This window comes from Agromyces sp. Marseille-P2726 (assembly GCF_902809835.1).
Taxonomy (GTDB): domain Bacteria; phylum Actinomycetota; class Actinomycetes; order Actinomycetales; family Microbacteriaceae; genus Agromyces.
In genome coordinates this window covers 128,460-149,737 of sequence record NZ_CADDWM010000014.1, presented here as the reverse complement: position 1 = coordinate 149,737, position 21,278 = coordinate 128,460, and the positions used below count along the sequence as shown (strand labels likewise).

Below are 21,278 nucleotides of genomic sequence, written 5' to 3'. Positions count from 1 at the left end.
CGCACCATGTAGACGAGACCCTCACGCCAGGAACAGGCTGTGGCCGGACTCATCGTGCCGCCGGCCTTCTGTGCGCCGGAGAGTATGCAGCTGTGCGAACTTGGGATGGGGTCGGCCAAAGCGCGATCGGAACGCTGCGCTCGCCTCATCAACCGGCGCTGAGCGTGACGCGTCGGCCAGCGAGAAGTGGGCAACCCGCGTCAGTGCCCGCCCACCCAGGCGTGGACAGAATCCGAGTCGGTCAGTCGAAGATCCCGTCGAGCACGCTCCCGATCACGAGCCCGCCGAGGATGCCGCCCATCATGTCGCCGCCGCCGCCGCGGCGGCCGCCGCCCCAGCCCGGGCCGCCGCCCCAGGGATCCTGCGGGCGGGACGAGTCGATGTCGCGCCGAGCGAGGTGCAGGGCTTCGGCGGCGAGATACGCCACACGGCGGGCCATCGCCATCGCCTGTTCGCGGTGGTCCTCGTCGATCACCGTGGCCGTCGCCGCCGACCGGCCGAGGAAGTGGTCGAGGTCGATCCGGATGCGCTCGGACTCGGCCAGTCGGGTGCGGGCGTCGGCGCCGATCCAGCCGCGGTGGCCAGCGATGACGTCGCGGGCAACGGCCAGCTGGCGGTCGGCGTCGTCGATGGCGTGGCGCACGTGCTCGAGCGGTGGGATCGGGCGCGCCGCCCGCTCGCGAGCAGCGGCGATCGCGGCATCCAACCCTGAATTCGCCTCTCGCAACCGGTCGAGCTGGGTGAACGGGTCGGTGTTGACGCCGGCCGTCGGCAGGGAGGCGAGTGCCGCCTGCAGCTCGTCGACCGCCTGCTCGACGCCGGGCGAGTGCGGCTCCTTGAGCGCGACGACGATGTCGCCGCGGGAGTCCTCGACGATCGCCGCCAGCGTGGACTCGGCCCGTAGCGCCTCGACCTCGAAGTTCTCGACTGCATCCAGCAGGGCCGCCGCTCGTCGCACCGATTCAGCGGATGCTTCGAGCGCAAGATTCGCCTGCTCGCGCTGCCCGGCCTCACGCCGGCGCTCGGCGACACCGGCACTGTGCTCGGCGAATCCGAGCAGCTGCTCGGCCTCTCCGGGGTTGGACTGCACCTGAGCGAGCGCCTCGGGCGAGTAGCGGGCGGCGAGTCGTTCGATGGTGTCGCGGGCCTGCGGGGTGCGGGCGCGCAGCAGTGCGACATCCCCTCGCACGCCGGCGATGATCTCGGGAGCACGCCGTGCGCGGGCGATCTTCTCGGCGAGGGCGGAGGTGCGCTCATCGAGCACGTCCTCGGCCCAGTCGCACAGCTGGACGATGCGGGCGTTGCGGGTGCGCAGCTCCTCGGGGGTGTCGGGGATCTCGTCGTAGTTGAGCTGGTTCAGCCGGAAGGCCTCGCCCAGATGCGTGCGCACCGCAGCGAGTCCCTCGCGAAGGTCGGCGGTCGCGTCGGGACCGAGCTCGGCCTCGGCGAACGCGAGTTCGTCGGTGGTGACGCGGATGCGCTCGTCGGCGGCGACCAGGGCGGTTCCGGCCCGCTTCGCCAGGTCGGCGTCCTGCGCCTGGAGTTGCTGCTCTTCTTCGCGCTTGCTCGACGAGTTCGTGCCGCGTTGCTGCGCTCAACCCGGGACTTCGCACCGTCGCGCTTCCGTTCAACCCGGTGAACTAGGAGGCTGCACGGATCCCGCAGACCCTGATCGCGGCATCCGTGCACTGCCTACGGGATTGAGCCGAGATGCGTGTCGGCGCCGACCCGCTGCTTCAGACCGTTGCGCCGGGATGCCTCGATGTCGCGCCGCGCCAGGCTCACGGTTTCGCTTGCGAGACTCGCGACTCGCTCGGCCATCGTGATCACCTGCGCCCGTCGGTCCAGGTCCAGGTCCATCATCGTGGTCGTCGTCGCCATGTAGCCGCCGAGATAGTGGCGCAGGTCGGCCCGAATCCGCTCGGACTGTGCGAGGCATGTGAACGCCTCGATGCCGATCCGTCCGGGGTGGCGAGCGATGGCATCGCGGGCGACCTCGAGCTCCCGGTCCGCGCGCGTGATCGCACGGCGCACGTGGTCGAGGAGCACGACCGGGCGCGCAGCGCGCTCGCGGGCCGCCGCAATCGCGGCATCCAGCCTCGCCCGTGCCTCGCGCAGCCGGTTCAGGTGGGCGAACGGGTCGATGTTCACACCAACCGGTGGAAGGTCCATGAGCGCCGCCCGCAGCCCGACGATCGCGTCCGCGACGCCATTGGGCTGGGCTCCGTGAGCGCGATCTCGAGATCGCGGCAGGACTCCTCGACCACCGCCGCCAGCATGGTCTCCGCTCGCAGCGCCTCCACCTCGAACGCCTCCACCGCGTCGAGCAGGGCCGCGGCACGACGCACCGAGTCGACGGATGCCGCGAGCGCGACGTTTGCCTGCTCGCGATGTCCACCATCACGACGCCGCTCGGCCACGCGCACGCTCTGCTCGGCGAATCCGAGCAGCTGCTCGGCCTCCGCGGGATTGGACTCCACCGGGGTGAGCGCCGAGCGCGCATAGCGAACGGCCAGCTGATCGATGATGTCGCGGGCCTGCGGGACGCGAGAGCGCAGGTGCTCGACGTCGGCTCGCACGCCGGTGATCACCTCGGGAGCATGGCGGGCTCGAGTGATCACGTCGGCGAGCCTGGCGATGTGCCCGTCGAGCACGCTCTCGGCCTGCTGGCACAGCACGACGATGCGATCATTGCGGGCCTGTACCTCTTGGGAGGTGCCATGGATCGCGTCGCGATTCGCCCGGTTCAATCGGAACGCCTCGCCCAGGAGCCCCCGTGCCGCGAGGATCGCCTCAGCCGAGGCTACGTTCGCTTCGGATCCGAGCTCCGCCTCGGCGAAGGCGAACTCCTCGGCGGCGAGACGGAGGCGTTCGTCGGCGGCGACCAAGGCCGATCCGGCCAGCTTCGCCACATCGGCGTCACGGCCCTCGAGCTCCTGTACACCGCGTCGGTGCCTGACCCAGAACCCGGCCATGGTTCATGATACGTCGCGACTCCGGGCCTGCTGCCGGGAGAGCCCCATTCTCCGACGAAGTAGCACCGCGACTCTAGTTCACGCCCGCTGGCACCTGAGCAGACTCAGCGAATCGCGGTGCTCGAGTCGTGGCATCCGCTCAGGCCGTGCCGGCCGGCGGCCAGACGCCGATGATGATGCCCATGATGACCACCGTCACGAGCTCGTGGGCGATGTTGAGCACGGTCAGCGACGATGGGCGACCCTCGAACACGTCGTGCGTGATGAACCGCGCCGCCGTGAAGCCCGCCCACAGGATCACCGCGGTGAGCAGCGCGCCCCACAGGTAGCTGCCGCCGTAGAAGTGCCACGCGATCGTCGACGCGCCCGCGAGCACCCACGCCGTCACGAAGCTCACGAGCACCGTCACGATGATCGGCATCACGGCACTCGCGCCGGGGCGATCCATGTCGACGTTCGCGAGCTTCGCCCAGCGGGTTCCGAACACGCCTCGCGCGTACCAGACCGAGCCGACGAGCATGCTCGATGCCGTCGCCAACAACACCGCCCAGTAGTTGATCTCGGGGACCATCTCCGCCTCCTCGTCACGACCATCGCCGCCGACCTCTGACCTGCGCAGCGGCGAGCGCGCGCCGCACCGATGCGGCACTGCGCCAAGAGCGTACTCGGATCGCGACGCGCGTGGGCCGCAGCGCGCGGGTGGCGGGGCGGGCCGACTGATCACGATTCGGTCAACGAGTTCCGGCGCGGCATCCGCTCTGTCACCATCGAAGTATGAGCGACCCGACGCGGGCGCCCGCGGGGTGGTACGAAGACGGGTTCGGCGGACGGCGGTACTGGGACGGCGACGCCTGGACGCAGTACGTGGCGCCCGCGGCCGAGACGGCGCCGTTGACGCCGCTCGATCCTGACGCGACGACCACCCACGTGTTGGCGACCGGGGACGACAATCCGACGATCCCGTTCGTGTGGGGGTCGAGGGGCTCGGATGCCGCGAGCTCGGCCTATGGCGACGGCGACGCGGCGCCCACCGCGCCGTACGCGGCATCCGCCCCGACCGCAGCAACCACACCGTACGTGGCCCCGACGATGGCCACCACGCCCCTCACGCCGCCGGCGCCGACCGTGCCGTACGCGGCATCCGCCCCGACTGCAGCGACCACACCATACTCGGCCGTCGGCGCGAACCCGTACGCGGCGCCGGGGACCTACGTCGCACCTCCCCCGGCGGCGCTGCCGGGGCATCCGTTCACCGAGCCTTCGAACCCCGGGCCGAACATCGTGGGCGTCATTGCGCTGCTGCTCGCGATCCTCGGGCTCGTGATCACGTTCATCCCCGCGACGAGCGGGTTCGCGTGGATCCTCGTGCCCGTCGCGTTCGTGCTCTCGATCATCGGGCTGTTCCTTCGCGGCGCGAAGTGGGCGGCGGTCACCGCACTCGTCGTGTCGATCATCGCCGCGATCGTCGGCGTCGTGATGTTCGTCACGTTCCTCATCGGGTCGCTCGGCACGGTGTTCGACGAGATCGACGACACGCTGCCCGACGTGCCGGTGTTCCCGCAGCCGGCGCCCGAGGACCCGGGCGCGCCGCCTGCGCCCGAGCAACCCGAGGGGCAGGTCGAGGGGTCGCTCGCCTTCGGCGACACGATGACCTGGGACGACGGCGTCGCGCTCACCGTGTCAGCGCCCGAGCCGTACACGCCGAGCGATTTCTCCGTCGGCGCAACGCACGCGAGCAACGTCGTGTTCACGCTGACGATCACGAACAACTCGGCGGCGGACCTGCAGCCGCTGCCGCTTCCAACGCTCTCGTCGGGCGATCAGGACGTGAGCCAGATCTTCGATGTCGGCACCGATGTGTTCGGGCCGGGTGACGACGTGGGCTTCCCGCCGGCCGCCACGCTCGCTCCGGGAGAATCGGTGAGCTGGCGGGCCGCCTGGTCGCTCGACGACGCGAGCGCGCTCACGCTCCAGGTGGCGCCGAGCTTGCTCTACCCGAGCGCGACGTTCACGAACGGGCCGTAGCGCCGACGCACGGACGGTCGCTCGAGCTCAGCTCACGCCTCGGGAAGTCGGGTGCCGCAGTTCGAGCAGAAGTGCGCCTGCGCGCTGTTCACCGTTCCGCAGTTCGTGCAGACGACAGTTGGCGCGGCCTGCGTCGCAGGAGCCGCCGCTGGGGCTGGCGGAACCGTCTCTGACGATGGCTCGGACGCAGGTGCCGGCGCAGCAGCGGGAGGCGGTGCCGGCGCAGCCGCGGGTGGAGCCGCAACCGGAGGTGCAGCTGCCGGTGGAGCCGCGGCGGGCGGAGCCGCAGCAGCCGGTGGGGCCGCCACCGGCGGTGCCGCAGCAAACGGCGCAGCGGCGGCAGGCGCCGTCGGCGCAGCCGGACTCGTGGGCTGCACCGGTCCCCCGGGAGCCGCCACCGGACCGGCAGCACCGGGCGCGCCGGCCGCCTGAGGCTGCTGGCGTCGCCGGAGGAGCACGACCACGAGCACGATGGCGCCGGCGAGGACCACCGCTCCGATGATGCCGATCATGACGGGCGTCATCAGGCCCATGACGTCGGTCGCGGCGGCCGCGTCGTCGGACTTCGCGGGCTCTTCGGTCGCATCGGCCTCAACGACTTCGCTCACGGTGAACGGCACGTTGTTGCTCGTGAGGAATGAGTGGAGGTTGTCGGTGTCGGTGATGAAGTTGAAGTTCTGCTCCTCGCCCGTGATCAGGTAGCTGTTCACGCCGTAGACGCTGCCTTGCGGGTCCACCGTCGGGCCGCCCGACATCCCGGGGCTGATGTCGGCGTTGATCTCAGTGCCGGCGACGCCCGATGTGCTCACCTGCTGGCTCGACGCGGTGCCCGACTTGAACGACGCCCGGATGCGTGCGCCGTCGACGACGTTGCTGACCGATCCGGGGAATCCGATCGCCGTCAGCTCCTGGCCCACGGCGGGATTCTCCTCGGCGAGGGCGAGCGGGGGCGTATCCGAGATGCCGGCGACGCGCAGCAGGGCGACATCACCCTCGTCGAACGGCTGGAAGGCCACCACCTGTGCCGTGACCGGATTGCCGGTGATCGGCGCGCCATCGACCTCGTCGGGTTGGATGACCTGCACGGTGCGCTCGACCTCCGAGCCATCCGCCTCGCCCTCGACCGTCCAGGTCGCGTACGCATCGTCGAAGAGCTCTGGCTGGCCGAGCTCCGCGAGCAGCGTCTCGAGCAGCGCGACGCGCCCCTCGTCCGGGTCCACGCAGTGGCCGGCGGTCACGATGTGGCCCTCGTCACTGGCGAACCATCCGGTGCACGAGCCGGATGCCTCCACCTGCTCCCACTCTTCGCCGTCCTCGTAGGGCACCAGGACGTACCCGCTGTACGTCGTGCCCACCAAGAGGATCGACTTCTCGATCTGCTGCTCGACGGTCTCCTCGGCCTGCGAGGGCGTCGAGGCGAACAGAACGGTCGCCGTGGCGCACAGCCCGGCGATGCACAGGGCCAGGGGTCGGCGGATGTCCACCCGGACGACCGGTTCGGCGTTCATGATCATCACCCTTCTCGTACATCGGGTGCGACATCGCCGGATGGCGCCGAGCCCGACACGACCAGGGTGCGGGCACGATTCGGCTTCATCGCCAACTCGATCTCCGGCGGGGCAGCCGGTTTGAACCGAATTATCCTCAGTTCGGTGGCCCCCGGCAGCCCCCAGTAGGCGGGACGTGCTGGACCTGGATCCCGGCCGGCCGCTGTCAGCGATGCCTACGACAACGGCATGTCGCCACTCGGCGGCGCCACCGACGCCCGCTCCATGAGCCGGGTGTCGAGGGTGTGCAGTGAACGCGGCGTCGAACCGCCGTCGACGAGGGTGAGCAGCGTGGCGGCGGCCTGCTCGCCGAGCTCGTGCATCGGCTGCTCGATCATGGTGAGCGGCGGATCCATGACTGCCGCCCACGAGCTGTCGTCGAAGCCAATCAGGCTGATGTCGGCCGGGTAGGCCAGTCCGGCGGCGCGCACGGCGCGCAGCGTGCCGGTCATCGCATCGGTCTCAGAGCAGAACACCGCCGTCGGCCGGTCGGGCAGGGCGAGCATGCGGGCGACCTCGTCGACGGCCCGCGACTCGGTCTTGTCGCCCACCATGACGAGCTCGGGGTCGAAGCGGATGCCGGCGTCGTCGAGCGCGTCGAGGTAGCCGCGCAGGCGCTCGCCGTCGGTCCAGAGGTTCTTCGCGGCCGCGTCGAGCAGGTCGCGGCGCGTCGTGGGCCGGGTGTCGGTCGACGGGCCCCAGACGAAGCCGATGCGCGTGTGTCCGGCCTGTATGAGCGAGTCCACCGCCTCGCGGGCGGCTGCCCGGTTGTCGATGACGACCGCGTCGAGGTCGAGGTGCGACACCTCGCGGTCGACGAGCACTACGGGGATGCCGTGCTCGATCGCGGCGTTGATGTGCGCGACATCCGCTCGCTGAACCGCGGCCGATGCGACGATCACGCCGTCGACGCGCTTGTCGATGAGCACGTTCATCGCGGCGATCTCTTCACCGAGGTCTTCGTGCGTGCTGAGCACGATGGTGTCGAAGCCCCGCTCGCGCGACGTGTCGGAGATACCGCGCACGACGCCGGCGAAGAACGGGTTGCCGATGTCGGCGACGATCACGCCGAGGGTGTGGGTCACACCGGTCGACATGCTGCGGGCGAGCGCGTTCGTCCGGTAGCCGATCTGCTCGGCCGCGGCGAGCACGCGCTCGCGCAGCTCGGGACTCACGTACCCGTACCCGCCGAGGGTGCGTGCGGCGGTCGACCGGCCCACGCCGGCGGCTGCGGCAACCTCGGAGATGGTGGGTGGACTCGAGACCCGCTCGCGTTCAGTCGTCATACCGCCGTGCCGACCTTTCACCCGTGCGCCTCGACTCACCACATGCTAGCCGCGACGAAGCGGCCAGACGCTCGACCGCGGCCGAACGCGCCCTCGACGAAGCATTGCGCGTGCGCGGCATCCGCACCCGCCTCGAGCGCCGCCGTAAGCTGCGACCGCCCGGGGCGCACACCACGCCGCCAGCCCGACCCGAGCAGCGAGACGATGAACCCCGCGAGGAAGGCGTCGCCGCAGCCCATCGTGTCGACGATCGTGGCGGCGCCATCGACGAGCTTGGCGCCGGCCGACACGGTCGCGCGCCCATCGGTCACGATCGCCCCGTCGGTGCCGCGGGTCGCCAGGGCGATGGATGCCCCTCGCGCGATCGCCTCGGCGAGCAGTTCCCGTGTGGCCTCGTCGGACTCGTGCGAGCACGACAGGAGCACGAGGTCGGCAGACGGGCACACCCGATCGAGGTACTCGGGCCTGCGGAACTCGTCTTCGCTCGACAGGTCGTACGAGACGAGGGCCGGGCCACCCGCGACTTTCGCCAGCTCGGGCTCGCTGCGCGAGTAGACGCTCGAGTGCACGAGGTCGAAGCCCGACGCGTACTCGAGCAGGGCCGCGTCGAGCTCCAGCGGCGATCGCACCGTGACGCCGCCGCCGTTCCAACCGAGGAACGTGCGCTCGCCCGCCTCCACCTGCAGCGTCGATACCCCGCTCTCACCCTCGCGCACGACGCTCCGCGACACGTCGACCCCCTCGGCGGCGATCGCGTCGCGCAGGAAGGCCCCGGCCTCGTCGCTGCCGAACACCCCGAGGTATCCGGCGTCGGCACCCAGCCGGCGCGCGAACACCGCGACGTTCACGCAGTTGCCGCCGGGGTAGTCGATTCCCCGGTCGAGGAAGCGGTCGACGATGTTGTCGCCGAAGCCGAGCACGCGCATGGGTTCTCCTGTGAACGATGACGAGGAACGGCCGCCCCGCCCGGCACACGGCCGAGGCGGGGCATCCGCCGATCAGTACTCGACGACGCGGTAGTACCGACGCAGGTCGAGCGAGTGGTTGCGCACCCGCTCGAGGTGCTTCGAGACCCGCCCCATCACCGTGTCGAGCACGAGCGGAGCGAGCAGCCCGCGGAACTCGGGGCTGATGCCCTCGAGCGGGTAGTCCTTCGTGTCGAACACGGTGACGTCGTTCGAGACCTTCTTCACGAAGCGCTCGACACGGTCGGTGAGCGCGCGCGTCTCGTCTTCGCCCTGGAACACGATGACGCTCGTGTCCTGCTCGAGCAGCTCGAGCGAGCCGTGGAAGAACTCGGCACTGTGCACTCGCGTGGTGCGCAGCCACTGCATCTCCTCGAGGATGCACATCGAGTACAGGTAGGTGAAGCCCCACAGGTTTCCGCCGCCGACGAGGAAGTGGTAGTCGGTCTCGGCGTGCGCCTCGGCGAAGTCGGATGCCGCGGGCTCGGCCTGTTCGGCCACGGCGACGAGCACGTCGGGCAGCGCGGCCAGTTCGTCGGCGAACTTCTCGTAGCCCTCGAACTCGCCGCGCGCCGAGAGCAGGCGGGTCATGAACAGGAGCAGCTGCATGTCGAACGGCCAGGTCTTCGGCTCGGAGACGAGGGCGACGTCGACGGCCTGGGCGATCGGGGAGTCGGGGTAGCCCGTGAACCCGACGGTGGTGACGCCCCGGGCCTTGCAGTACTCGATGGCGCGAAGGCTGTCGTCGGTGGTGCCCGAGACCGAGGTGAAGATCGCGACCGAATCGGCGCCGAGGGTGGCGTCGCCCGACTCGATGAGCTCGGCGGCGATGACGCTCCGCACGGGGAGCGTCGAGCGGGTGCGCGCGAGATGCTCGTACGGCCACATCGCCGCATAGGTGCCACCGGCGCCGATCAGGAAGAGGTTCGCGAACCCGTCGGCCTGCAGCCGGTCGACGAGTTCCTCGATGCGGGGCCGGAGCGCGACGGCGCTCGCCGTCTGAGCGCGGAAAGTCGACTCGTCGAAGCCGAGCAGCGTGGTCGTCTCGAGCATGGTGGTCCTTTCGAAGCGGATGTCCGGCGCCGATCTCTGTCTAGGTGGTACCGGTATCAGAACTCGCTCATGCTGACACACGCTGAGTTCACCGTCAACCGGGACAATTTTCTCCAAGGTCTGGTACCGGTATCAGGTTTTGTGTATTGTCGGTCCCCATCGAGCACCCACGTGTCACTGATCCAAAGGCGGGTCCGCCGGAGCTTCCAGCTCCGCTCTGGTCCGGCCTTCGTCCGAGTTGAAGGAAGACCATGCACGCACAGAGATTCACCGCACTCACCGCGCTCGCCGCGGCATCCGCTCTCGTCCTCAGCGGGTGCGCGGGAGGCAACGCCGCCCCCGCGGCCGACATCACGGCCGAGCCCGAGTACTCGGGCACCCTCAGCATCCTCACCAAGTTCGCGGGCGAGCCGCTCGGGCCGTACTTCGAGAACCTGGCCGCCGAGTACGAGGAGCTCCACCCCGAGGTCACCATCGAGCTCATCCAGGAGACCGACCAGAGCGTGAAGGACAAGACCAAGACGCTCACCGCCTCCGGCGCGCTTCCCGACATCTACTTCACGTGGGCCGGCAACTGGGCGCAGAACTTCATCGACGGCGGCCTCGCGGCCGACCTGACCGAGGTGATCGAGCCCGGCACCGAGTGGGGCGACACGTTCGGGGAGGCGTCCCTCAGCGCCTTCCAGGTCGACGGCAAGTACTTCGGCATCCCCCTGTACAACAACGGCAAGTTCATGGGCTACAACACGAAGATCTTCGACGAGGTCGGCATCGAGGTGCCGACCACGTTCGAGGAGCTCATCGAGAGCTGCGCTCCCATCCGCGCCGCCGGCTACGAGCCGATCGCGTTCGGCAACAAGGACGGCTGGCCCGCGCTGCATTACCTGCAGCAGCTGTTCGCGTACAACGTGCCGAGCGACGTGCTGCACGCTGATTTCTCGCCTGCGACCGCCACGCTCGACGACCCCGGCTACGTGACGTCGCTCGAGCAGTTCAAGACGCTCGTCGACGAGTGCACCGACACGGGCACGGGCACGAACGGCGTGCTGTACTCGACCGCGCAGGAGGCGCTCGCCGGCGGCCGCGCCGCCATGTACTACCAGGAGATCCTCGAGTTCGACACGGTCACCGCCGAGGGCAACGTGGTCACCCCCGAGATGTTCGGGATCTTCCCGCTGCCCGTTCCCGAGGGGGCGAAGGGCAACCCCGGTGCCATCGAGGGATCGCCCGAGGGGTACCTCATCAACGCCAAGTCGCCGCAGGCCGCCCTCGCCGTCGACTTCATGAAGTTCGCCACAAGCCTCGAGAACGCCACGGTGCTCTCGTCCCCGCCCTACGGCCAGCCGAGCACCATCGTCGGCGCCGTGACGCCCGAGACCTCGAGCGCCGCCGTGTTCGACGGCATCACGCAGGTCAACGAGGCATCCGAGCTCATCATCTGGCTCGACACCGTAACGGTACCCGAGGTCGCCGACGCGTGGCTCGCCGGCGGGGAGGCGCTCATCAGCGGCGGCTCGACCCCCGAGCAGGTGCTGGAGAGCGTGCGGAATGCTTCTCACTCAGCCGAGTAAGACCGAGGAGGGGGTGACGGCGGCGCTCACCGCCGTCACCCCACCCCCTCGCGCCCCGAGACGGCCCGGCGCCCGGCGCCTGCTCGGCCTCGCGTGGATCCTGCCGGCGGTCGTCGTGCTCGCCGTGTTCGTGTACCTGCCGCTCGTGCAGAACCTCGGGTTCTCGACGCTCGAGTGGGACATCTACAGCGGCAGCCAGGAGTTCATCGGGCTCGACAACTACACCAAGCTCGTCGGCGACCCGATCTTCTGGTCATCGCTGTGGAACAACGTGCTGTACGCGGTGATCTCGCTCGCGTTCCAGGTGTTCGGCGCGATCGTGCTGGCGGCCATCATCGAGGGCATCCGCAACGACCGCTTGCGGCGAAGCCTTCGAGCCGTCTACTTCATCCCGTCGGCCATCTCGCTCACCGTCGCCGGCCTGCTCTTCTACTTCATCTACGAGCCGAATCTCGGCCTCCTCAACTACGTGCTCGACGCGATCGGGCTCGACGCACTGGCACAGCCCTGGCTCGGTCAGGAGAGCACGGCGATGGTCTCGATCATCGTGATGAGCCAGTGGCAGGGCTTCGGCTACTCGACGCTGCTCTTCGCCGTGGCCATCCAGCGCATCCCATCCGAGCTCTACGAGGCCGCCTCGATCGACGGGATCGGCCCGGTGCGCCGGTTCTTCACCATTACGCTCCCGCTCGTGCGTGAGATGACCGGGCTCATGATCATCGTCACGATCTCGGGTGCGTTCCAGGTGTTCAACGAGGTGATGGTCATGACCTCGGGTGGCCCGAACAACTCGACGCAGGTGCTCGGCACGTGGCTCTACCGCAACGGCTTCGTGCGCAACGACTTCGGCTACGCCGCCGCCATCGCGACCGTCATCTTCGTCATCACGCTGACGATCGCGCTGGTGCAGCTCTGGATCAATCGCCGCAGAAGGGTGGAATGGTGACCCGACTCTCCTTCGCGGGCGTCATCGCTCGCGTGTTCATGTGGACGTTCCTGCTGTGCCTCGTGGTCGTGGTGATCTATCCGCTCACGTGGATGGTGCTGAACGGCTTCAAGACCAACGCCGAGCTGTTCGGCAACCCGTTCGCGCTGCCCATGCAGTGGGACTGGGACAACTACGCCGCCGCGTGGAACCGCGGGGTCAGCAACTACCTCACGACGAGCATCCTCGTCACGATCACGTCGACGATCGCGACCGTCTTCATCAGCGCCTGGGCGGCATACGGGCTCACTCGCGTCGACATCCCGCTCAGTCGCACGGCATCCACCGTGATCCTCGGCGGGCTCATGCTCGCACCGACCGTCGCCCTGGTTCCCCTCGTGAAGATGTTCCAGTCGATGGGCCTGTACAACACGTTCTGGGCGCTGCTGATCCTCTACACCGCGTTCCGGATCCCGTTCACGACGTTCCTCATCCGTGCCTACATGATCGACCTGCCCCGCGAGGTCGATGAGGCTGCCGAGGTCGACGGGGCGAGCCGGTGGACGGCGTTCTGGCGCATCATCCTGCCGATGTGCAGGCCGATCATCATCTCGGTGATCATCCTGCACATCCTGTTCGCCTGGAACGAGTACCTCTTCGCCATGGTGTTCACGAGCGGCACCGACATGCAGACGCTGCCGGTCGGACTCACCAGCCTCATGAGCAAGCACGGCACCGACTATCCGGTGGTGTTCGCCGGCATGGTGATCGCCGCGCTGCCGGTCGTCGTGCTCTTCTTCGCGTGCCAGCGCTACTTCATCAAGGGACTCGCCGATGGGATCGGAAAATGACCATCACGATCGACCAGATCACGGGATCGAACTTCTCGTACCAGCACCTGCCGTTCGACCGGTTCCTCGACGACATGGTCGAGCTCGGCCGTGAACGCGTCGAGCTGTGGGGCATCGCGCCGCAGCTGCACGTGCCGCACATGAGCGTCGAGGAGGCGCGCGGCCTGCGCCGACGCATCACCGAACGCGGAATGGCCGTGCACTGCCTGACGCCCGAGCAGGTGATCTACCCGGTGAACGTCGCGTCGCCGTCGCGCTGGCTGCGTGAATCGAGCATCGCCATGTTCCGGCGGGCCGCCGAGCTGTGCGCCGAACTGGAGGCACCCCTGCTGTTCCTCACGCCGGGGCGGGGCTTCGAGAACGAGCCGACGGATGCCGCGTGGCGGCGTTCCGTCGACGGGATCGGCGAGATCGTGGCCTACGCCGCCGCCCTCGGCGTCTCGTGCGTGCTCGAGCCGCTGCAGCGCGTGGAATCCAACCTCGTCAACGACTCGACGACCCTCGCGCGGATGCTCGACGAGATCGCCGCGCCCACCCTCGGCGCCGCCCTCGACACGGTCGCCATGGCCACCGCGGGCGAGACGGTCGACGACTACTTCGCCGCCCTCGGCGGCCGCATCCGTCACGTGCACCTCATCGACGGCAGGCCCAACGGGCACCTCGCGTGGGGCGACGGCGAGCTTCCGCTCGGCCGGTACCTCGATGCGCTCGGCCGACATCGGTACGACGGATGCCTCACCTTCGAGCTCTTCGGCGACGGCAGCTACGCCTTCGACCCGAGGCGCGCCCTCGACCGGTGCTTCGCCGCCGTCGAGCGCGAACTCGCGGCCGCGGCCGCCTGACGCTGTCGCCTCTCGACTGTCGCCGGCCGCTCGGCTCGCCCGGCGCCCCACGAACCTGCACCACCCCACCACGAAAGGACCACCATGCTCAACTTCGACGAGGCGCGCTTCCTCGACATCCAGTCGGGTGCCGTCGCGCTGGCCGAGCCCATCGACGCCTTCATCTCGGAACGCCTCGGCGCAGGTGCGACGAACATCTTCTTCGGCGGCTCCGGAGGCGCCGGCATCCTCGTCGACCCCGCCGTGCGGCTGCTGCAGACGCGGTCGACGTTCCCGACCTTCCACGAGATGCCGGCCGAGCTCGTCGAGACCGGCTCGACGCACCTCGGCCCCGACTCGATCGTGGTGATCCCGTCGCTCTCCGGCACGACGCTCGAGAGCGTGCGCGCGCTCGAGTACGCCCAGGAGCACGGCGCCACCGTGCTCGCGCTCACCGGCCACGCCGACACCCCGCTCGCCGAGGGAGCCGATGTGAACCTCACGGCGTTCGCGGCCGACGACACGTCGAGCGAGTCGTTCGCCGTGCAGTCGCTGCTCATCGCCCTGTCGATCATGCGGGCGCGCGGCGAGTTCGACGGGTACGACGAGGTGCTCGCCCAGCTCGCCGCCCTGCCCGACGCCCTGCTCGGCGTGAAGCGCGGGTTCGAGGAGCGTGCGTCCGAGATCGCCCGGACCATCGCGGCATCCGACTACCACGTGATCACCGGCGCGGGCGCGAGCTGGCCCGAGGCGTTCTACTACGGCATGTGCATCCTCGAGGAGATGCAGTGGATCCGCACCCGGCCGGTGCACGCGTCGGACTTCTTCCACGGCACGCTCGAGCTGCTCGAACCTGGTGTCAGCGTGATCGCGCTGAAGGGTGAGGACGCCGGTCGAGCGCTGGTCGAGCGCGTCGAGGCGTTCGTGCCCCGCATCACCGAGACGCTCACCGTCATCGACACCGCGGAGTTCGAGCTGCTCGGGTTCTCGCCCGAGGTGCGTGCGCTGCTCGCGCCGGCCCTGCTGGCCACGGCGCTCGAGCGGGTGAGCGCCCACCTCGAGGTGCTTCGCGACCACCCGCTCACCACGCGTCGGTACTACCGGCAGCTGCAGTACTGAGAAGGAGGCGCTCGGTGGGCGGCACGTCCGGGTTCACCGTCGCCACGGTCGGCGACAACACGATCGACCGGTACGTCGGCGACGAATCGGCGCTCTACGCGGGCGGCAACGCCTACAACGTCGCCGCGCAGCTCGCCGGTCACGGCCGGTCGGCCGCCTACTTCGGCGCCGTCGGCGACGACGCGAACGGCCGCACGATCGCCCGGGGACTGCAACGCGCCGGCGTCGACCCCGTGGGCCTCGTCACGATGACGGGGTCCACGGCCGTCACGACGATCCGCGTCGATGACGGGGAGCGGGTGTTCGAGAGCGAGGAGTTCGGCGTCACCACGGAGTACTTCCCGAGCGACGAGCACCTCGAGCTGCTCGCGGCATCCGCCTGGGTGCACCTCGGCATGATCCCTCGGGCCGACGAGCTCCGGCGCCGGCTCGCCGAATTCGCGGTTCGTGGACCCGGGACACCGGTGCGACCGATCGTCAGCCAGGACTGCGCGGTCGCGCAGGGATTCACGGCGCTGGATGTCGCGTTCGGGTCGGTCGGCGAGCACGGCGATGCCCGCACGTGGGCCCTTGATGCGTTGGCCCGCGGTGCGGCATCCGTCGTCGTCACGCGTGGCGCGGCCGGATCGATCGCCACCGACGGTGACGGCTGGTTCGAACAGGACGCAATCACGACCGACGTCGTCGACACGACCGGCGCAGGGGACGCCTTCATCGGAGGGTGCATCGCGGCGCGAGTCGAGGGGCGCGACTGGCCTGCAGCGCTCGAGCGCGGCGCCTCGTGGGCCGCGGAGGCGTGCCGCCATCGAGGCGGGTGGCCGAACGCCCTGGTGAGTGGCAGCGGCGTGGCGCTGTGACCGATCGGCTTCGGTCGGCCGGCGAGATAGCCTCGATGGATGCCCGCTTCGGGCGATGGGAGACATGCATGCACAAGCTCGCCGGCGTACCGAGGGAGTACGACTGGGGTTCGACCACCCACATCCAAGACGTGCTCGGCGTGCCGGCCGACGGCCGGCCGCTCGCCGAGTTCTGGTTCGGCGCGCACCCGACGGGTCCGTCGCCCCTGCTCCCCGCCGGCGATGACGCCGCAACGCTCGAAGAGCTCATCGCTGCGGATCCCGTGGGTGCGTTGGGCGAGAGGGTGACCCGCGAGTTCGACCAGCGGCTCCCGTTCCTCATGAAGTTCCTGGCCCCCGGCCAGGCCGTCTCGCTGCAGGTGCATCCCAGCCCCGAGAACGCCGTGGCCGGGTTCAACCGCGAGGAGGCGGCTGGGATCCCGATCGACGCGTTCCACCGCAGCTTCAAGGACACCAACCACAAGCCCGAGATGGTCTTCGCGATCACCGACTTCGAGGGGCTCGTGGGCTTCCGACCGCTCGAAGAGATCGTCGCACTGCTCGGCCGCTACGACCACCCGATACTGCAATGGTGCCATCGAGAACTCGCGGCAGAGCCCACCCCCGCGGGTCTGCGCGAGTGCCTCCGAGCGCTGGTCGAGCTCGGGACGTCCGATGTCGAGGCGATCGTCGACGAGGCCCGCACATCGGCGGCCGAGGGCCGCTCGGGTGCGGCCGCGCATGCCACGGTGGTCGAGCTCGCGGCGACCTACCCGGGCGACGCCGGTGCCGTGGCATCCCTCATGCTGAATCGCATCGCGTTCGCGGCGGGTGAGTGCGTGTTCGTGTCGTCGGGCACCCCGCACGCGTACCTAAGGGGTCTCGCGGTCGAGATCATGGCCAACTCCGACAACGTGTTCCGCGCGGGGCTCACGTCGAAGTACGTCGACGTCGAGGGACTGCTCGACAACGTGGCGTTCTCGGTGGTTCCGGTCGATCTGCTCGAGGGCGAGGAAACGGCGGCGGGGGTTCGCGTCCTCCGACCCGACGCGCGCGAGTTCCAGCTCACGTCGGTCACGATCGAGGGAGCTGAGCGGGTGGAGGTCTCGGGCTCGGGCCCGCGCATCGCGGTGTGCGTCGAGGGGCGGGTGCAGGTGCGAGCCGCTGGTGGGGATGAGGCGGTCGAGCTCGAACTCGCACCCGGCGAAGCCGTGTTCGCCGGCGACACCGACGGCGACCTGCGCATGCTGGGTACGGGCGACGTGGTGATGGCCAGCGTTCCGATGGCACGGCGCCACTGACGCGTGAAAGCGGCCACCAGCCGACGACCCGCATGACGAAGCGGATGCCGCGTCCCCCGATGACGCCGCATCCGCCCGTGCCGTTCCGACTCGCTACCGCTGCGGCACCGGAGCCCAGGCACCGGTCGGCACGGTCTCCGGCGCGGTGTCGGCGCCGAAGCGGTCGAGACGGAAGGTCCGAAGCACCGGCGACGGCGAGCCGGTGAGGATCTCCTCGGCGAGCAGCTCGCCGAGGATCAGCCCGAGCGTCGCGCCGGAATGGGTGAACAGCGTGAAGAGGTTGCCGATCGAGGGCACCGCTCCGACGACCGGATCGCCGTCACCGGGGATCGGCTTGAGCCCGGCGCCGACCCGCTGCGCGGTCAGCCGGGGGTTGCCGGCAAGCACCTTCGACGCTTCGTCGAGCAGGCCCTGCACCGACTCCTCGGGGACAGTGAGCGAGCCGTCGTCGCCGACGACGATCGACTTCTCAGCCCAGTCGGCGTCGAGCACGAGCCGCCCGTCGGGCGTCGGCCGAACGGCGACGCGCGGTGTGTTCAGCACGGTCTTCACCTCGACGTCGACGGGATCGGTGAACAACACGAAGGCAGCGGGTGTGGCATCCGGAACCATCACTCCCAGCGCGGCGAGGTGAGCTGGCACCGCCGCGCCGGTCGCGAGCACGACCCGGTCGGCCGGCAGTCGCTTCCCGTCGCCGAGGATCACCCCGGTGGCCTCACCGTCCTGCACGTCGACGCGAGCGTCGCCGGCGTGTTCGACGACGCGCGCCCCATGGGCCACCGCCTCGTCGACCAGCGCCGCAATGAGGTCCGGCAGGCTGACCCAGCCCTCGCCGGGGTTGAAGATCGCGCCCTCGTCGGCCAGGGCGTCGGGGTCCACGTCGGGGGCGATCTCGGCGACGTCGGCGCGGTCGACCCAGATCGCGTCGTAGCCGCCGGCGCGCTCGAACGCGAACGTCGTGCCGAAGGTCTCCCCTTGGGCCGCCCATTTCATGGCGCCATCGAAGCGCAGGTACTCGCGGCTTTCGGGGTGACGCACGCTCCAGGTGCGGTAGCGGTCGAGCCCGAGCAGGCGCAGGTAGTGGTATTCGGCGGAGCGATCGCCAGAGGAGTTGAGCCAGGCGATCGAGCGACCGGATGCCCCGTCGCCGAGCGAGCCGGCGGTGACGAGGGTCACCTGTGCTCCGCCGCGTGCGAGGTGCGCCGCGGTCGACGCGCCGAGGATGCCCCCGCCGATCACGGCGACGTGGGTGGGCTGGGTGATGCTCATGTGAAGTGGTTCTCTTTCTCTGTCGTGCAGTGGTGCGGGAATCGAAGATGGTGAGCGGCGGTCAAGAGGGCACCCGGTCCGATACGGCGAGCGCTCGCTCGATGATCTCGAGCACGTCGACGGCATCCGACGGGTCGACGGGCATCGGCCCACCGTCGCGGATCGCCCCGGCGAGCAGGCGATAGAACTCGCCGTAGTCGCCTCGCTCGGTCGGCAGCGGGGCGGTGTGGCCGTCGATGCCGACCACCCCCCAGCGGGCCTCGGGCGTCTCCCCGAACCCGGGATCGGTCGGCTGTGCGCCCGCGAGGAGCGACGGCTCCTGCACGTCGAGCCCCCAGCTGGTGTACCCGGCGGTCGAGCCCAACACGCGGAATCGCGGGCCGAACTGCGGCGCGACCGCGTTCATCCAGAGGTGCGACGTGACGCCCGACCGGTGCTGCAGCGCGAGGAAGACATCGTCATCCGCCGCGGTGTCGGTTCTCCTGCGAGCGACCTCGGTGTAGAGGTCGTCGACCGGACCGAACAGCTGCACCGCCTGGTCGATGAGGTGCGTGCCCAGGTCGTAGAGGATGCCGCCGCCCTCGGCGGTGGTCGCCTCGGTCTTCCACGAGGCGCCCGGCTCGGGCTTCCACCACTCGAACCGTGATTCGAAGCGACGGACGTCACCGAGCGTGCCCTCCTCGATGAGCTTCCGCACCGTTCGGAAGTCGCCGTCCCAACGTCGGTTCTGGAACACCGTGAGCCGCCGGCCGAGGCGCTCGGCCTTGGCGATCAGCTCGCGACCCTCGTCGGCGGTCACCGCGAACGGCTTGTCGACGACCACGTCGAGCCCCGCTTCGAGCGCGGCATCCGTCAACGCTGCGTGCGTGCCGCTCGGCGAGCCGATGACCACGAGATCGAGTCGGCCGGCGTCCGCGAAGAGCTCCTCGGGCGTGTCCACGACCCGAGCGCCCGGATGCCGCGTCTCAGCCGCCGCGCGACGGCCCGGGTCGCGCGTCACGATGGCGTCGAGCGAGAAGTCGGCGTCGGCGGCGAGGAAGGGGGCGTGGAAGATCCGGCCCGACGTGCCGAAGCCGATCACGGCCGTGCGGATCGGCCCGGCGCCGGAACTTGAGCGCCGTGCTGCGGCATCCGTCATCAGAGCACCTCCGACAGGAATCGCTGCAGCCGCGAACTCTGCGGCCGGTCGAAGAGATCGGCCGGCTTGCCCGACTCGAGGACCCGGCCTTCGTCCATGAAGACGACCTGGTCGGCCACCTTGCGCGCGAAGCCCATCTCGTGCGTGACCACGAGCATCGTCATGCCCCGTTGCGCGAGGCCGGCCATGAGGTTCAGCACGCCCTTCACGAGCTCGGGGTCGAGCGCGCTCGTGGCCTCGTCGAACAGCATGACCTCCGGTTCCATCGCGAGCGCCCTGGCGATCGCGACGCGCTGCTGCTGCCCACCCGAGAGGTCGCGGGGGCGATGGTCGGCGCGCTCCGCCAAGCCGACCTCGGCGAGCCGCTCGCGTGCGATTCGCAGCGATTCCGCCTTGGAGAGGCCCTTCACGTTGCGCAGCGCGAGCGCCACGTTCTGCTCGGCCGTGTGGTCGGGGAACAGGTTGAAGTGCTGGAAGACAAGGCCGATGCGTCTGCGCACCGAGTCGGGCTTCTGTGTCAGCACGCTCTCGCCGGCGAGTCGCACGTCTCCCGACTTCGGCTCGTGCAGCCGGTTCACGCCACGAAGCAGCGTCGACTTGCCCGAACCCGACGGCCCGATGACGCAGGTCGTGGTGCCGGGCGGCACGGTGAGACTCACTTCCCGGAGGACCTCGACGTCGCCGTAGGCCATGGTGAGGTCGATGAGCTCGAGGCTCGAGCCCTCATAGAAGTGGCCGTCGGTCACGGGCACGGGTGAGGTGTAGGTCATGAGTTCTCTCCGTAGGTGAGCGTCGGAGTGGGGTTCTGCTCTTCGACCTCGTCGAGGCCGGACTTCGGCGGCACGGCCTTGCGCCGCCCGGTGCGGAACCGGTTGTCGAAGTAGTTGACGAGGTGTGTCAGCGGCACGGTGATGACGAGGTAGAACAGGCCCGCCATGACGAGTGGCGACAGGTTGCCCGTCAGCACCGCGGCATCCTGACCGACACGGAACAGTTCGCGCTCCGAGACCAGCAGGCCGAGGAAGTACACGAGGCTGGAGTCCTTCACGATGGCGATGAACTGGTTCACGAGGGCGGGAAGCACTCGCCGAACCCCCTGGGGCACGACCACGAGCCGCATCGCCTTGCCGTAGCTCATTCCGAGCGCCCGGCACGCCTCGAGCTGGCCGCGGTCGACGCTCTGGATGCCGGCACGGAAGATCTCGCCCATGTACGCGCTGGCGATCAGGCTGAGCGCGAGGATCCCGAGCGGATACGGCGAGGGGCCGAAGATGTCCTGGCTGAACCGCGCGAACCCCTGGCCGATGAGCAGGATCGTGAGGATCGCGGGCAGGCCGCGGAAGATGTCGGTGTAGATGCGGGCAGGAATGCGTAGCCAGCGCGAGGGCGAGATGCCCATGATCGCGACGATCATGCCGAGCACGAGACCGATCACGGTCGCCCAGATCGAGATGATGAGGGTGTTCACGAGGCCGACGCCGAGCAGTTGTGGGAACACCTGCCACATGGCTTCGAAATCGAAGAACGTCTTGATGATGTTGTCGAGCCAGTCCATGGTTCGCTTTCGTTCAGGGGAACGGTGGGGCGGTGCGGGGA

Annotated in this window: 21 protein-coding genes; 9 read left to right on the top strand and 12 right to left on the bottom strand. The window is 69.5% G+C overall.

Features of this window, described 5'->3' with window-relative positions; translation table 11 throughout:
- Positions 1-241: 241 nt before the first annotated feature.
- Positions 242-1,390, bottom strand: a complete 1,149-nt coding sequence (locus tag HUS56_RS10180; protein WP_254431395.1) for a hypothetical protein — start codon at positions 1,388-1,390, stop codon at positions 242-244.
- On the opposite strand from HUS56_RS10180, the gene HUS56_RS17295 reads away from it, so the two are divergent.
- Positions 1,379-1,639, top strand: a complete 261-nt coding sequence (locus tag HUS56_RS17295; protein WP_254431394.1) for a hypothetical protein — start codon at positions 1,379-1,381, stop codon at positions 1,637-1,639. The genes HUS56_RS10180 and HUS56_RS17295 overlap by 12 nt on opposite strands.
- Before the next feature lie 53 nt (positions 1,640-1,692).
- On the opposite strand, the gene HUS56_RS10175 is transcribed toward HUS56_RS17295, so the two are convergent.
- The 3 genes from HUS56_RS10175 to HUS56_RS10165 all read right to left on the bottom strand — a co-directional run bounded on the left by HUS56_RS10175 (position 1,693) and on the right by HUS56_RS10165 (position 3,546).
- Positions 1,693-2,172, bottom strand: a complete 480-nt coding sequence (locus HUS56_RS10175; protein WP_173923331.1) for a hypothetical protein — start codon at positions 2,170-2,172, stop codon at positions 1,693-1,695.
- Positions 2,148-2,975, bottom strand: a complete 828-nt coding sequence (locus tag HUS56_RS10170) for a hypothetical protein (RefSeq protein ID WP_173923330.1) — start codon at positions 2,973-2,975, stop codon at positions 2,148-2,150. The genes HUS56_RS10175 and HUS56_RS10170 overlap by 25 nt, the downstream gene beginning before the upstream one ends.
- A 139-nt stretch (positions 2,976-3,114) precedes the next feature.
- Positions 3,115-3,546: a DUF1761 domain-containing protein gene (locus HUS56_RS10165; protein ID WP_173923329.1), complete on the bottom strand. Its 432-nt coding sequence runs from the start codon at positions 3,544-3,546 to the stop codon at positions 3,115-3,117.
- Positions 3,547-3,749: 203 nt separating this feature from the next.
- Here HUS56_RS10165 and HUS56_RS10160 point away from each other — a divergent pair, with 203 nt between their 5' ends.
- A complete protein-coding gene (locus HUS56_RS10160) occupies positions 3,750-5,000 on the top strand; it encodes a DUF2510 domain-containing protein (protein WP_173923328.1) in 1,251 nt (416 codons plus the stop codon).
- Positions 5,001-5,032: 32 nt separating this feature from the next.
- Here the strand turns inward: HUS56_RS10160 and HUS56_RS10155 are convergent, their stop codons facing one another.
- From HUS56_RS10155 to HUS56_RS10140, 4 genes are all read right to left on the bottom strand, one after another.
- A complete protein-coding gene (locus HUS56_RS10155) occupies positions 5,033-6,508 on the bottom strand; it encodes a trypsin-like peptidase domain-containing protein (RefSeq protein WP_173923327.1) in 1,476 nt (491 codons plus the stop codon).
- A gap of 215 nt (positions 6,509-6,723) precedes the next feature.
- The gene (locus HUS56_RS10150; RefSeq protein ID WP_173923326.1) at positions 6,724-7,833 is read right to left on the bottom strand and encodes a LacI family DNA-binding transcriptional regulator; all 1,110 of its coding nucleotides are present in this window, start codon (positions 7,831-7,833) and stop codon (positions 6,724-6,726) included.
- Positions 7,834-7,868: 35 nt separating this feature from the next.
- Positions 7,869-8,759, bottom strand: coding sequence for a PfkB family carbohydrate kinase (locus HUS56_RS10145; RefSeq protein ID WP_173923325.1), 891 nt, complete (start codon positions 8,757-8,759; stop codon positions 7,869-7,871).
- A gap of 72 nt (positions 8,760-8,831) precedes the next feature.
- Positions 8,832-9,851, bottom strand: a complete 1,020-nt coding sequence (locus HUS56_RS10140; RefSeq protein WP_254431393.1) for an SIS domain-containing protein — start codon at positions 9,849-9,851, stop codon at positions 8,832-8,834.
- 251 nt (positions 9,852-10,102) lie between these two features.
- Here HUS56_RS10140 and HUS56_RS10135 point away from each other — a divergent pair, with 251 nt between their 5' ends.
- From HUS56_RS10135 to manA, 7 genes are all read left to right on the top strand, one after another.
- Positions 10,103-11,422 (top strand): ABC transporter substrate-binding protein, encoded by a 1,320-nt coding sequence (locus HUS56_RS10135; protein ID WP_173923324.1) that lies wholly within the window; start codon positions 10,103-10,105, stop codon positions 11,420-11,422.
- A complete protein-coding gene (locus HUS56_RS10130) occupies positions 11,400-12,368 on the top strand; it encodes a carbohydrate ABC transporter permease (protein WP_173923323.1) in 969 nt (322 codons plus the stop codon). Before HUS56_RS10135 ends, HUS56_RS10130 begins: the two co-directional genes overlap by 23 nt.
- On the top strand, positions 12,362-13,198 hold the full coding sequence (locus HUS56_RS10125; protein WP_173923322.1) for a carbohydrate ABC transporter permease: 837 nt from the start codon (positions 12,362-12,364) through the stop codon (positions 13,196-13,198). Before HUS56_RS10130 ends, HUS56_RS10125 begins: the two co-directional genes overlap by 7 nt.
- Positions 13,195-14,040, top strand: a complete 846-nt coding sequence (locus HUS56_RS10120) for a sugar phosphate isomerase/epimerase (protein WP_173923321.1) — start codon at positions 13,195-13,197, stop codon at positions 14,038-14,040. Before HUS56_RS10125 ends, HUS56_RS10120 begins: the two co-directional genes overlap by 4 nt.
- A gap of 84 nt (positions 14,041-14,124) precedes the next feature.
- Positions 14,125-15,138 carry an SIS domain-containing protein gene (locus HUS56_RS10115; RefSeq protein WP_173923320.1) on the top strand — a complete coding sequence of 338 codons (1,014 nt, stop codon included), beginning with the start codon at positions 14,125-14,127 and terminating at the stop codon, positions 15,136-15,138.
- A 14-nt stretch (positions 15,139-15,152) separates the two neighbouring features.
- Positions 15,153-15,995 carry a PfkB family carbohydrate kinase gene (locus tag HUS56_RS10110; protein ID WP_173923319.1) on the top strand — a complete coding sequence of 281 codons (843 nt, stop codon included), beginning with the start codon at positions 15,153-15,155 and terminating at the stop codon, positions 15,993-15,995.
- Positions 15,996-16,063: 68 nt separating this feature from the next.
- Complete coding sequence (manA, locus tag HUS56_RS10105) at positions 16,064-17,275, top strand: mannose-6-phosphate isomerase, class I (RefSeq protein WP_173923318.1); 1,212 nt, start codon at positions 16,064-16,066, stop codon at positions 17,273-17,275.
- 93 nt (positions 17,276-17,368) lie between these two features.
- Here manA and HUS56_RS10100 read toward each other — a convergent pair whose 3' ends face one another.
- From HUS56_RS10100 to HUS56_RS10085, 4 genes are all read right to left on the bottom strand, one after another.
- Positions 17,369-18,544 carry an FAD-binding oxidoreductase gene (locus HUS56_RS10100; RefSeq protein WP_173923317.1) on the bottom strand — a complete coding sequence of 392 codons (1,176 nt, stop codon included), beginning with the start codon at positions 18,542-18,544 and terminating at the stop codon, positions 17,369-17,371.
- 61 nt (positions 18,545-18,605) lie between these two features.
- Positions 18,606-19,682, bottom strand: a complete 1,077-nt coding sequence (locus HUS56_RS10095) for a Gfo/Idh/MocA family oxidoreductase (RefSeq protein WP_173923315.1) — start codon at positions 19,680-19,682, stop codon at positions 18,606-18,608.
- Entirely contained in the window at positions 19,682-20,452 is a 771-nt protein-coding gene (locus HUS56_RS10090) for an amino acid ABC transporter ATP-binding protein (RefSeq protein ID WP_173923313.1), read from the bottom strand. The genes HUS56_RS10095 and HUS56_RS10090 overlap by 1 nt, the downstream gene beginning before the upstream one ends.
- The gene (locus HUS56_RS10085; RefSeq protein ID WP_173923311.1) at positions 20,449-21,237 is read right to left on the bottom strand and encodes an amino acid ABC transporter permease; all 789 of its coding nucleotides are present in this window, start codon (positions 21,235-21,237) and stop codon (positions 20,449-20,451) included. The genes HUS56_RS10090 and HUS56_RS10085 overlap by 4 nt, the downstream gene beginning before the upstream one ends.
- Between the last annotated feature and the right edge of the window lie 41 nt (positions 21,238-21,278).